Raw genomic sequence first — 12,798 nt, 5'->3', positions numbered from 1 at the left:
TTGCAGTCTTATCTACCGGGCGTCGTCGCCGGTCACTAAAATCGGGATGGCACGGCGGCCGCCCTCATCCGCCGTAGCGCTGCTTCAGGTGATTGACGAAATACACGGCGTTGAGCTTCTCGCCGGTGGCGCGTTCGAGCAGGTCCGGCGTCGACCAGCGCGAGCCCTGCGACCATATCTTCTTGCGGCGCCAGTCATTGATGGCTGCGAAATTCCCTTTCGCCAGATCGTCATCGGCGGAAGGGTGCTCCCGCGTCAGCGCGGCCCACTGCTGCGCCGCCATCATGGCGCCGAGCGTATAGGAGGGGAAATAACCGAATGCGGCGCCCGGCCAATGCACGTCCTGCATCGGCCCATCGGCCGGATTGTCAATGGTGGAGAGGCCGAGATAGTCGCGCATCTTGGCGTCCCAGGCTTCGGGGAGATCGGCCACTTCCAGCCTGCCCGAGACCAGCTCCTGCTCCAGTTCGTAGCGCAAGATGACATGCAGGGGATAGGTCACCTCGTCGGCGTCGACGCGGATCAGGCCGCGCTCGACGCGATGCACATGCGGCAGGAGATCGTCGAGCGACCAGGCCTCGCCAAGATGCTTTTCCACCACCTGCAGCGCCCATCGCCAGAAGGCGGGATTGCGGCCGACCTGCTTTTCGACGAACAGGCTCTGGCTCTCATGCACGGCCATGCCGCGCGCCTTGCCCAGCGGCCAGTGCGCCCATGCCTTCGGCAGGTTCTGTTCGTAAAGCGCATGGCCGGTCTCGTGCAGCACGCCCATCAGCGCCGACAGGAAATCCGACGTCTTGTAGCGAGTGGTGATACGCACGTCGCTCGGCACGCCGCCGCAGAAAGGATGGTGCGACACCGACAGCGAGCCGTGCGTCAGGTCGAAACCGACCGCCGCCATCATGGCAAGGCCGAGTTCGCGCTGCTTGTCGATCGCATAGGTGCCTGACAGCGGCTTCAGCGGGTGCTTGCGCAGCCGCGCCTCCTGGATCGCCAGCGCCTCGGGTACAAATCCTTTGAGGAAGGTCTTCAGGTCGGCGAACACGGGCGTGATGTCGGCTGTGCGATTGCCGGGGTCGTATTGCTCCATCAGCGCGTCATAGGGGGCAAGGCCGAGCACGTTTGAGCGCAGGGCCGCCTCTTCGCGCACCAGTGCCACCACGCCCTCGAGCGCCGGCTGAAAGCCTGCCCAATCGTTCTTGGCGCGCAGGTCGCGCCACAATTGCTCGCAACGCATGCGCGCCGTTGTCTGGCGTTCGACGAATTCGACCGGCAGGCAGGTCAGGTTGGTGTACTGGCGCCGCAATTCGGCGAGAGCCGCGCGCTGCCCGTCGTCGAGTGCCTCGCCTTCGGCGGCGGCGATCCAGTCGGCGATTTCCGGCGCGGTCGCCCTGGTGTGGTACATGCCGGCCAGTGCCGCCATCGCCTCGGCACGCTTCTCACCGCCGCCGACGGCCATGTGCGTCGCTTCATCGGCGCCGAGGATAGCCAGCGCGTGCTCAAGCGCTTCGAGCTTGTGGCCGAGGTCGTCGAGTTTCTGAAAAGACATGGCGGCTTCCGTGATTGAGGACGGCGCGAAAAGACACCAACGCAAAAGCGTTGGCAACCCTTAGAGCGGCTCACCGTTTCACGGACACGGCAAACCACTCCAACTCTTGTTTTGACGCAATTCCGGACGCAAAATCGCTTCACACTTTTCCTGGAATTGCTTTAGGCGCCATCCGGCAGATGCACCTTGCGCAGGCGATGCCACACATGAAATGCTGATAGAGCGGTTCATCGTTTCGCGGAAACGATGAACCGCTCTATCTTGTTGTTTTTGGCGCAATTCCCTAGGGAAAGCGCTGCGCGCTTTTCCTGGGAAGACCGTTTCACACTTTTCCTGGAATTGCTTGGCGACGCATGAAGGGGGAACACATGATCGGCAACATCCTGGTCGGGCTGGTGGCCTTGATCCATGTCTACATCGTCTATCTCGAGATGGTGCTGTGGGACACGCCATACGGCCACAAGACGTTCCGGCTGACGCCGGAATTCGCCAGTGCCTCGAAGGTGCTCGCCGCCAATCAGGGCCTCTACAACGGATTTCTCGCCGCCGGCCTGATCTGGGGGCTTTACCTTGGTGCCGCCGGTTTTCAGGTCAAGGTTTTCTTCTTGTTGTGCGTGGCGGTCGCCGGCCTCTACGCCGCGGCGACGGTCGGCCGCAAGATATTGTTCATCCAGACCGTGCCTGCGGTGGTCGCCCTGATCGCGGTCTGGCTTGGTTGGTAGGGAAGCGGGACAGTTGAGGAAAAAGGACGCCCGCGGGATTGGGGTCCCGAAGGCGCCAAATGGTCCCTTCCTCTTGAACCTTGCCAGAGGCTTCAGCCGTTCGGATAGCTTCCGCCGTCGGAGCCGTCACCCATGAGGAAACCGCTGCCGATATCGATCCTCAAGCGCTGGTCGACACGGTCGAGATGACCCAGCAGATCATGATACTGCGCGGCCGGTATCCTGCCGTGATCCGACGCGGCAATCCTCTCGGCCGCTTGGCGGATCTGGTTGGTGCGCATTTCCAGGTGTTCCGCCACGGCCGGGGTGATGTTGTTGGCCTGGCGTGCGTCGACTATGCCCTGGCGGACACCTTGAGCCTGTTCGATGAGAGCTTCGACACGCGGACCCGTCAAGTCGGTCGGGGCGGCGGCATCGAGGGCGCCCTTGTGATGGCCCGCGGCATAGGCGCCTGCGAGCGGGATGGCGACGAGGAACGCCGTCAGGGTTGCGGTTCTGAGCGAGGGGGTAAAAGAGCGCATCGTTGCGTCTCCTCCTGAAGAGGAAGGCAGCGGTTCTTTCGCCTGCCTTCCAGCTGTCGGCCGTCCGGTTCCGTCGCGTCGCGATGAGGGGGGATTCATCGCCGGCGGTTCTCGGCCTGCACAGGACGCTAGGACTGCTTTGCGACGATGTGTAATTAAAAAAAGATAATCTTTTCAGGCCTTGCCGGCTCGGCTCTGCGCCCTAGAGTTGAGTCGGCGAACAAGTTCGCGTGACTTTTCCGTGATGATGGATCACCGTTCGGTGAGCTTCAGTTCAATACGGCGGTTCTTGTTGCGCGCTTCATCCGTATCGGCGGGGTCGAGCGGCTGGAACTCGCCGAAGCCGGCGGCGACCAGCCGGTTTGCCGGTACGCCGTTCTCGATCAGGAACTTCACCACCGAGGTCGAACGCGCTGTCGACAGCTCCCAATTGTCGCGATAGCGGCCGGTGCCGGACAGCGGCTTGTTATCGGTGTGGCCGTCGACGCGCAGCACCCAGTTGATCTCGGGCGGGATTTCCTTTTGCAGTTCGATGATGGCGTCGGCGAGCTTCTTCATCTCGACCTTGCCAGCATCGTTGATCACCTCGGAGCCGGTCGGGAACAGCACTTCCGACTGGAAGACGAAGCGGTCGCCGACGATGCGGATGTTCTCGCGGTCGGCGAGGATCTCGCGCAGGCGGCCGAAGAAGTCCGAGCGGTAGCGGTTCAGTTCCTGTACGCGCTGCGCCAGGGCGACGTTCAGGCGGCGGCCGAGATCGGCGATCTTGGTGTTGGAATCGTGGTCGCGGGTTTCGGATACGTTGAGCGCATCCTCAAGCGCGCCGATCTGTTTGCGCAATGCTGCAATCTGCTGGTTGAGGATCTCGACCTGGCTCAATGCCTGCTGGCTGATCTGGCGCTGGCTGTCGAGCTCGCCGCCGAGCTCCACGGCACGCTGGGTGGCAGCGTCGCCGGCGCCCGCGCCTTGCGCCAGCAATTGTTCGAGCCGGCTCTTCTCGGCCTCCGCCGCTGACAGCGATGCCTGCAGATTGGCCAGCGAATCATCCTTGTCCTGCGCCGTCGAACGCTCTAGCGCCAGAAGCTGCGTCAGTTCGTTGATCTGCGAATTGAGACGGGTGAGTGCCGTGTCCTTGCCGGAGAGTTCGCGGCCGAGCAGGAACTGCGCCAGCACGAAGACGGTGAGCAGGAACATGATGGCCAAGAGCAATGTCGACAGCGCGTCGACGAAGCCTGGCCAATAGTCGATGCGGCGATCGGTGCGCCGGCCCCTGGCGAGCGCCATGCTAGTGCACCCCGGGCTTCTTCAGGGCGTCGGCGATCTTTTCCAACGTGTTGCGCATCGCCTTCTGCTCGTCGGACTGCGCCTCGACCCAGTCGCGCATGATCTGCTGTTCGGAGCGCATGTTCTTAACTAGCCCGGAAATGCCATCGGCGAGATTGGCCATGGCGGTGGCGACGCGCGGGTTGGAGCCGCCGCCATTCTCCTGCATGCTGCGCAGCCGTTCGGACAGCACCCTGATCTCGTCGGAGGATTCGGCCTTCGCCGGGTCGGAGACGACGATGTCGGACGACAGGTCGGTGACCGAGGACAGCCAGTTTTCCAGCTCGGTGTAGAAGCGGGTCTGGGCGCGGCCGGCTTGCAGGTCGAGGAAGCCGAGGACAAGCGAGCCGGACAGACCGAACAGCGAGGACGAGAAGGCCGTGCCCATGCCGGCCAGCGGCGCCGACAGGCCCTGCTTCAGCGAATCGAGCACGGCGGCGGCATCACCCGTGCCGGGATCGAGCGATTCGATGGTCTCGCGGATCGAGCCGATCGTGTTCAACAGGCCCCAGAAGGTGCCGAGCAGGCCGAGGAACACCAAGAGGCCGACGAGATAGCGCGAGGTGTCGCGGCTTTCGTCGAGGCGCGTGGCGATGGAATCCAGCATCGTGCGCATCGAACTGGTCGAAAAGGCCGTCGCTGACGAGCGGCCGATCATCGCCTTCATCGGCGCCAGCAGCACTGGTTCGGTGGTCTCGGAGCCGGCACGGAAGGAGTTGACCCAGCGCACTTCGCGAAACAGCCGTCCGACCTGGGCGAAGGCCAGCAGGATGCCGACCGCAAGCACGCCGACGATGAGGCCATTGAGGCCGGGATTGCTGCCAAAAGCCGTCGAGATCTGGCGGGTCAGGATAGCGGCAATGAAGGCGACGATGGCCAGGAAGATGACCATGGTCAGCAGAAAAACCTGCGGACTCGACAGTTTGTGCGGATCGTAGATCAGGACGTCGGAGCGCCTGCCCATGCCGAAGGATTTGAGAAAAGCCATCCGTGCCCCGTTTCCGATGCCGCCGATCACGTAGCTGGCGACTCTAAACGGAATTGTGACCAAATTGAATGGCGCTTGGCAATATTGCCACACCGATAGTCATTGTCAGAGGCGATTGATGACCAGACAGTCGACCATGGCGGCCAGATGCAGGCCGGCGCCGGTAACGACGAAGCCGTGCCACAACGCATTGTGGAAGCGTAGCGCCTTCCAGGCAAAGAAGATGACACCGCAGGAATAGACGACACCACCGGCTATGATGAGCGCAAGCGACGTCGTTGGCAGGGTCTGGACAAGCGGCTTTGCCAGGAGGATGCCGCTCCAGCCGATGGCGAGATAGAAGACAACAGCCAACCGGTCGAAACGGCCGGGAAAAAACACCTTGATGGCGATGCCCATCGCCGCGGCGCTCCAGACGAGGACGATCATCCAGCTGGCCAGCGGTGAGCCGTCGAGCTGGGCCAGGAAAGGCGTGTAGGTGGCGGCGATCAGCAGATAGATCGCGGCGTGGTCGAAGCGCCGCAAGACCCATTTGGCCGGCGACGTCACCGGCCACAGATTGTACGTCATCGACACGGACAGGACGGTGAGCAGCGAAACGACATAGAAGGCGGCGGCGATGTATTCGCCCGGCCCGACCCGAAACGCCGCCAGCGCCAGCAGCGCCGAACCGGCCGCTATCGCCAGCACGATGCCGACAGCATGGACGATGCCGTCGGCGATCATCTCCGCGCGGGAATAGTGCCAGCGGCCGACAAAAGGGATTTCGAGTTGCGGCGGGATATTTGTCATCATTCGTCCTGCGTCACCCCTTCATCTGGGCAACCGCGAGACAGTATTTCAAGGTTTGTTTGCCGTTTTACGACTGCGGCGCTTCAGCGCGCCGTGCCGTGTCAGCGCGGCTTGCCTGTCAACGAGAGGGGAGCGGTTTTTTCACCGTCTTCAGCAACGCGCGCTGGATGACCTCATTGCCGGCGACGACCGAGCCGTTGTCGAGCATGTCCTGCCCGCCTTCCATGTCGGAGACGAAACCGCCCGCCTCGCGGATCAGGAGCAGGCCGGCGGCGATATCCCAGGCCGACAGGCCGGTTTCCCAAAAGCCGTCCATGCGGCCGGCGGCGACATAAGCGAGATCGAGCGCGGCGGAGCCGAGCCGACGCACGCCCGAGACCTCGGCCATGACGTTGCGCAATTCGACGAGGAAATTGCCGTGGTGGCCGCGTCCCAGATGCGGCATGCCGCAGCCGATCACCGTGTCGACCAGCTTGGTGCGGCCGGAGACGCGCAGCCGGCGGTCGTTCATGAAGGCGCCACCGCCGCGCTCGGTCGTATAGAGCTCGTCCATGGCTGGATTGTAGATGACACCGGCCACGATCTGCCCCTGGCGCTCCAGCGCGATCGAGACGGCGAAGAGCGGAATGCCATGCAGGAAATTCGTGGTGCCGTCGAGCGGATCGACGATCCAGCGGTGCTGGTTGTCATCGCCTTCGACCACGCCGCGTTCTTCCATCAGGAAGGCGTAGCCGGGACGCGCCTTCGACAGCTCGGCAAACAGAATGTCCTCGGCCTTGCGATCGGCCTGGCTGACATAGTCGCCTGGCCCCTTCAGCGAGACCTGCAGGTTCTGGACCTCGCCGAAGTCGCGCGACAGCGAGCGGCCGGCTTTCATTGCGGCCTGGACCATGACGTTAAGAAGGGCTGAGCGTGCCATCGTGTGTCTTCCTGTACCCGCGCGTCAGTCTGCGCGGCGCACGTAAGTGATTTCGTTGGTGTCGACGATGATGCGTTCGCCGGCGCCGATAAAGGGCGGCACCAGGACACGGATGCCGTTCTCCAATATCGCCGGCTTGTAGGAGGACGCGGCCGTCTGTCCCTTCACCACCGGGTCCGCCTCGGTGATGGTCAGCGTCACATAGTCGGGCAGTGAGATGCCGATCGGCCTCTCCTCATAGAGCTGCACCGTCACCATCATGCCATCCTGCAGGAAGGCGGCGCGGTCGCCGACGAAGTCCTTGTTTAGTTCGAGCTGTTCGTAGCTTTGGGTGTCCATGAACACCAGCGCGTCTTCCTGTGCGTAGAGGAAGGAAAAATCCTTCAGGTCGAGGCGGATCTGCTCGACCGTTTCAGCCGAACGGAAGCGCTCGTTGAGCTTGGTGCCGTTGATGAGGTTCTTCAATTCGACCTGGTTGTAGGCGCCGCCCTTGCCGGGCTTGACGGTGTTGGTCCTGACCGCCACCCACAGACCGCCATCGTGCTCGATGACGTAGCCGGGACGGATTTCGTTGCCATTGATCTTGGCCATGATGATGGGATCCGGAATGCTGCCAACGGCCAGGCCGTCGGTATGGGATGTTCGCTGGGAAAGCGATTTCGGGCTCCCAAGACCACAAAACACCGGAAGAGGCAAGGGAGCGGGCGGGAAGGGCCGCGGCGCCGGGCAATAGCATGCGCCATTATCAGGGCAGGCGGTTCGCCTTCTGCAGGGCCTGTTTGGTCTGGTCCTCGCTCAGCCCTTGCAGGAAATCGTCCATATCGGAATCGATCAGGCCGGCGCGGCGGGCAACGATGTACCAGGCGCCGGCGAGCACCAGGTCCGGGTCAGTGCCGATGCCTTGCATATAGAGTTTTGCCAGGCGGTTCTGGGCGGCGACATTGCCACCTTCCGCAGCTTGCCTCGTCCAGCCGAAAGCCGATTTCAGGTCGCGTCCACCGCCGCGGCCCTCGATCATCCAGGCAGCGAGATCGATCTGCGCGGTGTCATAGTTCTGCCGTGCGGCCTGTGCCAGCAGGCGCCTTGCCTGCGCATCGTCGCGCGGCTTGCCACCAACGCCGTTGGCATAGATCTGGGACATGGCGTACTGGGCGTCGGGGAGACCGGTCGCGGCGGCGCGCTCATAATAGGAGACCGCCTTGGCCAGGCCGGCGTCGCCGGGATCCTGCTGGACCAGCATCTGCGCGAAATTGAACTGCGCCAACTGGTTGCCGGCTTCGGCGGCGGCCTGCATCAACGCGTAGGCCTCCTTGGTGTCCTTCTTGACGTAGCGGCCGTCGAGCAGCATCAGCGCATATTGGAACTGCGATTCCGGTACGCCCTGTTCCGCGGCGGCGGCGTACCATTTCGCCGCCTCCGCCGCGTTCAACGGCACGCCCAGCCCGCGCGACTGGATCTCGGCCACCAATGTCTGCGCCGCCGGGTCGCCATTCTGGGCGCGGACCAGCGCGAGATCGTAGGCCGTCTTGTAGAGTCCGCGCTGAAAGGCGCCGTAGGCTGCGTCGGCCGGCTTGGCCCCGAAGCGGTCGGGATTGACGCTGTCGGCCGAGGGCAGCGGTGCCGGCTCCGCCGTGGTGGCGGGCTGCGGCAGCTGCTTTTCGATCGGCTTGTCGGTGTGCACGCCGATTTCAGGCTTGGGCTGCGGCAAGGGTATGGTTTCGGCTGCGGCGGCCTGAATCATGACCGCTGCAAGCAAGGCCTGAAGGGGAAGCCTCACCGGAGCCACATCAGTCCTCGAAGCGCGGCGCGGTTTCGTCGAGCAACGCATTGGCCCGGGCGATCGCCGCTTGCGGATCGACGCCATCAGCGAACACCGCGCTCGACAGCGCGACGAACTCGGCGCCGGTGGCGGCCACTTCCTCCACGGAAGCCAGATCGGATCCGGCCATGACGATGCAGGGGATCTGGATCATGTCAGCCCACCAGCGCCCCAGCGACAGGTTGCGTGGGTGCGGCTCGGGCTTGTTGTCGTAGCCGAAGCGGCCGAAAAAGATGTAGTCGGGCCGCGTCTCGCCAAGCTCGAGCGCATCGTCACGCGTCTTGGCGCCGTCGGTGCCGACCATCATTTTCGCCTGGAAATGCTCGATCGTCTCGGCGAGTTCGGCCTTGGAGACCTCGACATGGATGCCGTCGGCCTGGACGCGCCCCGCGATGCGGGTGTCGCCGGCAATGACGACGGCCACGCCCGCGGCCTGGGCCGCAGGAACGATCTTTTCGGCGAAAGCCTGGAAGGAAGCTTCGTCCATGCCGTTCTCGGGCAGGATCAGCGAGGCGACGTCGCCGCCGTCGAAGGCGGTGGCAATGCGGGCGGCCGGCACGCCGGGCGGCGCGATCAGCACGATGCGGCAGCGGTTTGGGGGCGTTGCGTCATTCATGGTTCTTCAATCCCGGTTTCGCCTATGCCGGGCGAAGATGGTTGGATTGCGGCATAGAGCAAACTGCCCGCTTTGAACAGGCGGGCAGCCAGGATCGCGATTTGGCGGCAGGGGCGGCCGTTTTACTTGATTGGTTGCGGGCTCGTTACGGACGTTTTCGACTTCCACAATGTCCAGCCGCGATTCATGCCCGCCGCAGCAAGCAGGATAGCGGCGGCGCCGACGACCTGGCTGAGATGCAAGCGATGGCCGAAGGCGGTGACGTCGACCAGGATGGCAACGACCGGATAGATGAAGGACAGCGATCCCTGCAGAGGCGTCGGCAGCTTCTGGATTGCTCCGTACATCAGTATGTACATCAGGCCGGTGTGGACGACGCCGAGCGTCGCCAGCATGGCCCAGCTCCATGGGTCGGCCGAAAGATGCGTGAGATTGGCGAAGGGCGCCAGCATGACGACACCGACGCAGACCTGGATGAGCGCGATCAAATGCGGCGGCGTACCCTTGAGCTTCTTGGTGACGATGGCCGCGACGGCCCAGAAGAAGGCAGCGGCCAGGGCCATCAGGATGCCGGCAAAATAGTTTGTGCCGACATCACCCGCGTCAGGGGCGGCCTCGACGATCAGCACCATGCCGGCGAAGGCTATTGCCAGCCAGGTCAGTTTGGTCAGGGTCAGCCGCTCGGCGAAGAAGAGTGCGCCGAAGCCGACCAGCATGAAGGGCTGTGTGTTGTAGACAGCGGTGGCGATCGAGATCGACGCGCGGGAGAAGGCACTGAACAGGAGCAGCCAGTTGATGACGATGGCCGCACCGCCGAGTGCGGCGAGGCCAATGACGCGCAGCGACAGCCTGTTGCGCAGCAATCCGAGGCAAGCGCAGATGACGAGCAACGTTACCGCGCCGAAGGCGCAGCGCCAGAACACGACATCCATGATCGGCTGGCCGGACATGATGACGAACCATCCGATCGTTCCCAGGATCGCCATTGCTGACGACATTTCGACCGTGCCGCGTACCGTATCGTTCATGATAGACCTTTGAGCCAGTTGAGACATCATAATCTCATGCGGCGTGGGCGCTTTCCATCATGTGGAAAAGGCGATATGGATATGTAACCTAATTATATTAGGCATTCATGCCGAATCAGAGAGAAATATGAAATGCTGGATGATCTCGACCGAAGTCTCCTCGAAATCCTGGTGAGGGATGCACGAACCTCGCTGAAAGATTTGGCTTCCCAGGTCGGGCTGTCGTCGCCAAGCGTTTCGGAGCGGCTTAGGCGGCTCGAGGAGCGCGGCGTCATACGGGCGTTCACCGTCGAGATCGATCCGCTGGCGCTCGGCTATACGTTGCAGGCGATCGTGCGCATCAAGCCTTTGCCGGGCAAGCTGCACGTCGTGCAGAAGCTGATCGAGGAGATTGCCGAGTTTGGCGAATGCGACAAGGTGACGGGCGACGACTGTTTCGTCGCCCGGCTGTTCGTGCGCTCGATCGGCGACCTCGACGGCATTCTCGACCGCATCGCCGACAAGGCCGAGACCAGCACCGCCATCATCAAGGCGCAGCCGATCCGGCGGCGGCCGCCACCGCTTGGGTTGCCATCGGCCTCATTGTCTTGACTCCGCATGGCCATGGTGGAAAGGCGCTGTCGGTCCGCCAGATGGCTGGCTGAGGAACGAGCAAGACATGGCGCAGAATATCTACGACCAGTCGGATTTCTTCGCGGGCTACAGCCGGCTTGGCCGGTCAATCGAAGGCCTGGACGGTGCTGCCGAATGGCCGGCGCTGCGCGCGATGCTGCCTGAAGTTAGGGGTTCAAGGGTTGTCGATCTCGGCTGTGGCTTCGGCTGGTTCTGCCGCTGGGCGCATGAGCATGGGGCGAGCCAGGTGCTTGGGCTGGACCTTTCGGAAAAGATGCTTGCCCGCGCGCGAACCGCCGGTCCGGAGACCGGCATCACGTATGAGGCAGCCGACCTCGACCAGCTCAGCCTGCCGCAAGGCGGCTTCGATCTCGCCTACAGTTCGCTTGCCCTGCATTACGTCGAGGACGTCGTGCGCCTGTTCAGGACGGTGCATCAGGCGCTGTCGCCCGGCGGGCATTTCGTCTTCTCGACGGAACATCCGATCTACATGGCTCCCAGCAGGCCCGGCTGGGCGATCGATGCCGAGGGCCGCAAGACATGGCCCGTCGACCAGTATCTGGTGGAAGGCCCGCGCAAGACCGACTGGCTGGCCAAGGGCGTGGTGAAACACTACCGCACCATCGGAACCACGCTCAACACGCTGATCCGGTCCGGCTTCACGATCGGGCATGTCGAGGAATTCCGCCCGACGGACGCCCAGATCGCGGCCAAACCGGAACTGGCGGAAGAGCTCGAGCGACCGATCTTCCTGCTGGTCTCGGCGCGGCGATAGGGCAGGCGCTGGCCGGGATTTCCAGTCGCCCGAGACGTTATTCTGGGTTATCAAGCATTGACGCGCGCTTTCCCTCCAGACCAGTCCCTCCCATGTCAGGCATGCTTCTCGATCCGTGGTTCTACGCGGCCGCCATCCCGGCGGTCATTCTGGTCGGCCTGTCCAAGGGCGGCTTCGGCGGCGCTGTCGGTTTCGTCGGCGTGCCGCTGATGGCGCTGACCATCCCGCCGGTGCAGGCGGCCGCCATCCTGCTGCCGATCCTGTGCCTGATGGACATCGTCTCGGTGTGGACGTGGTGGGGCGTCTACGACAGAAAGATGCTGGTCGACATGATGCCGGGCGCCGTCGTCGGCATCGGCCTCGGCTGGCTGACGGCCGCACTGGTCACCGAGGAGGCCGTGCGGCTGATCGTCGGCGCTGTCGCCATCATCTTCGTGCTGCGCTGGCTCTATTTGCAGTTTCGCCATGGCTCCGACCATGCGGCCGAACCCAACCGCGTCGCGGCCGCGATCTGGGGCACGGTCGCCGGCTTCACCAGCTTCGTCGCCCATGTGGGCGGCCCGCCCTTCCAGGTCTATGCACTGCCGATCCGGCTTGATCCGAAGGTGCTGTCGGGCACGGCGGCGATCTTCTTTGCCGCCACCAATGCTCTGAAGCTCGTGCCCTATTTCGCGCTTGGCCAGTTTGACACCGCCAATCTGACGGCGTCCGCGGTGCTGATGCCGCTGGCGCCGCTGTCGACCATCGCCGGTGCCTGGCTGGTGCGGCGCATGCGGCCGGAGATCTTTTATCCCTTCACCTACGCCACCGTCGCGGTGGTGGCGCTGAAGCTGGTCTGGGATGGTATCGCCGGCCTTCTCTAGGCTCAGGACTCATTGATCAGAGCCAGAAGATTACGGTTGCAGCGATGCAGATCGCGGACATGAAGGTGTGGGCGCAGCGGTCATAGCGTGTGTGGATGCGCCGCCAGTCCTTGAGCCTGCCAAACATGTTCTCGATCTTATGGCGGCTTTTGTAGAGCAAGGTGTCGTGCGGGATCGGCAGATTGCGGTTGGCTTTGGACGGGATACAGGCGACTATGCCGCGCTTGGCCAGGGCCGTGCGGAACCAGTCGGCGTCGTAGCCTTTATCCCC

General features: G+C 63.4%; 15 protein-coding genes. 4 read left to right on the top strand and 11 right to left on the bottom strand.

Features of this window, described 5'->3' with window-relative positions; translation table 11 throughout:
- Nucleotides 1-64 precede the first annotated feature (64 nt).
- Nucleotides 65-1,549, bottom strand: coding sequence for a carboxypeptidase M32 (locus A3A9_RS0119915; RefSeq protein ID WP_027060343.1), 1,485 nt, complete (start codon nt 1,547-1,549; stop codon nt 65-67).
- A gap of 368 nt (nt 1,550-1,917) precedes the next feature.
- On the opposite strand from A3A9_RS0119915, the gene A3A9_RS0119910 reads away from it, so the two are divergent.
- Nucleotides 1,918-2,271, top strand: coding sequence for a DUF1304 domain-containing protein (locus A3A9_RS0119910; protein WP_027060342.1), 354 nt, complete (start codon nt 1,918-1,920; stop codon nt 2,269-2,271).
- Nucleotides 2,272-2,363: 92 nt separating this feature from the next.
- Here A3A9_RS0119910 and A3A9_RS0119905 read toward each other — a convergent pair whose 3' ends face one another.
- From A3A9_RS0119905 to A3A9_RS0119865, 9 genes are all read right to left on the bottom strand, one after another.
- A complete protein-coding gene (locus tag A3A9_RS0119905; RefSeq protein WP_027060341.1) occupies nt 2,364-2,792 on the bottom strand; it encodes a hypothetical protein in 429 nt (142 codons plus the stop codon).
- Between the two features lie 252 nt (nt 2,793-3,044).
- Nucleotides 3,045-4,076, bottom strand: a complete 1,032-nt coding sequence (locus A3A9_RS0119900; RefSeq protein ID WP_027042027.1) for a peptidoglycan -binding protein — start codon at nt 4,074-4,076, stop codon at nt 3,045-3,047.
- Between the two features lies 1 nt (nt 4,077).
- Nucleotides 4,078-5,103 carry a MotA/TolQ/ExbB proton channel family protein gene (locus tag A3A9_RS0119895; protein WP_027060340.1) on the bottom strand — a complete coding sequence of 342 codons (1,026 nt, stop codon included), beginning with the start codon at nt 5,101-5,103 and terminating at the stop codon, nt 4,078-4,080.
- Nucleotides 5,104-5,208: 105 nt separating this feature from the next.
- Complete coding sequence (trhA, locus tag A3A9_RS0119890; protein WP_027060339.1) at nt 5,209-5,895, bottom strand: PAQR family membrane homeostasis protein TrhA; 687 nt, start codon at nt 5,893-5,895, stop codon at nt 5,209-5,211.
- A gap of 118 nt (nt 5,896-6,013) precedes the next feature.
- Nucleotides 6,014-6,814: an inositol monophosphatase family protein gene (locus A3A9_RS0119885; protein ID WP_027060338.1), complete on the bottom strand. Its 801-nt coding sequence runs from the start codon at nt 6,812-6,814 to the stop codon at nt 6,014-6,016.
- A 24-nt stretch (nt 6,815-6,838) separates the two neighbouring features.
- On the bottom strand, nt 6,839-7,405 hold the full coding sequence (gene efp, locus A3A9_RS0119880) for an elongation factor P (RefSeq protein ID WP_013529127.1): 567 nt from the start codon (nt 7,403-7,405) through the stop codon (nt 6,839-6,841).
- A gap of 154 nt (nt 7,406-7,559) precedes the next feature.
- Nucleotides 7,560-8,555, bottom strand: a complete 996-nt coding sequence (locus tag A3A9_RS0119875) for a tetratricopeptide repeat protein (protein WP_430515892.1) — start codon at nt 8,553-8,555, stop codon at nt 7,560-7,562.
- Between the two features lie 46 nt (nt 8,556-8,601).
- A complete protein-coding gene (locus tag A3A9_RS0119870) occupies nt 8,602-9,249 on the bottom strand; it encodes a thiamine phosphate synthase (protein ID WP_027060336.1) in 648 nt (215 codons plus the stop codon).
- 122 nt (nt 9,250-9,371) lie between these two features.
- Complete coding sequence (locus A3A9_RS0119865) at nt 9,372-10,277, bottom strand: DMT family transporter (protein WP_027060335.1); 906 nt, start codon at nt 10,275-10,277, stop codon at nt 9,372-9,374.
- Nucleotides 10,278-10,409: 132 nt separating this feature from the next.
- Here A3A9_RS0119865 and A3A9_RS0119860 point away from each other — a divergent pair, with 132 nt between their 5' ends.
- The 3 genes from A3A9_RS0119860 to A3A9_RS0119850 all read left to right on the top strand — a co-directional run bounded on the left by A3A9_RS0119860 (nt 10,410) and on the right by A3A9_RS0119850 (nt 12,527).
- A complete protein-coding gene (locus A3A9_RS0119860) occupies nt 10,410-10,868 on the top strand; it encodes an Lrp/AsnC family transcriptional regulator (protein ID WP_027060334.1) in 459 nt (152 codons plus the stop codon).
- Nucleotides 10,869-10,935: 67 nt separating this feature from the next.
- On the top strand, nt 10,936-11,664 hold the full coding sequence (locus A3A9_RS0119855) for a class I SAM-dependent methyltransferase (RefSeq protein WP_027060333.1): 729 nt from the start codon (nt 10,936-10,938) through the stop codon (nt 11,662-11,664).
- 92 nt (nt 11,665-11,756) lie between these two features.
- Nucleotides 11,757-12,527 (top strand): sulfite exporter TauE/SafE family protein, encoded by a 771-nt coding sequence (locus A3A9_RS0119850; protein ID WP_027060332.1) that lies wholly within the window; start codon nt 11,757-11,759, stop codon nt 12,525-12,527.
- A gap of 16 nt (nt 12,528-12,543) precedes the next feature.
- On the opposite strand, the gene A3A9_RS0119845 is transcribed toward A3A9_RS0119850, so the two are convergent.
- Nucleotides 12,544-12,798, bottom strand: a 255-nt coding sequence (locus A3A9_RS0119845) for an IS5/IS1182 family transposase (protein ID WP_027060331.1), incomplete at its 5' end; no start/stop codon positions are given.

This window comes from Mesorhizobium loti CJ3sym (assembly GCF_000472785.1).
GTDB classification, from domain to species: domain Bacteria; phylum Pseudomonadota; class Alphaproteobacteria; order Rhizobiales; family Rhizobiaceae; genus Mesorhizobium; species Mesorhizobium loti_E.
Note: the sequence above shows the minus strand (reverse complement) of the source record. Positions and strands in the feature narration are given on the sequence as shown.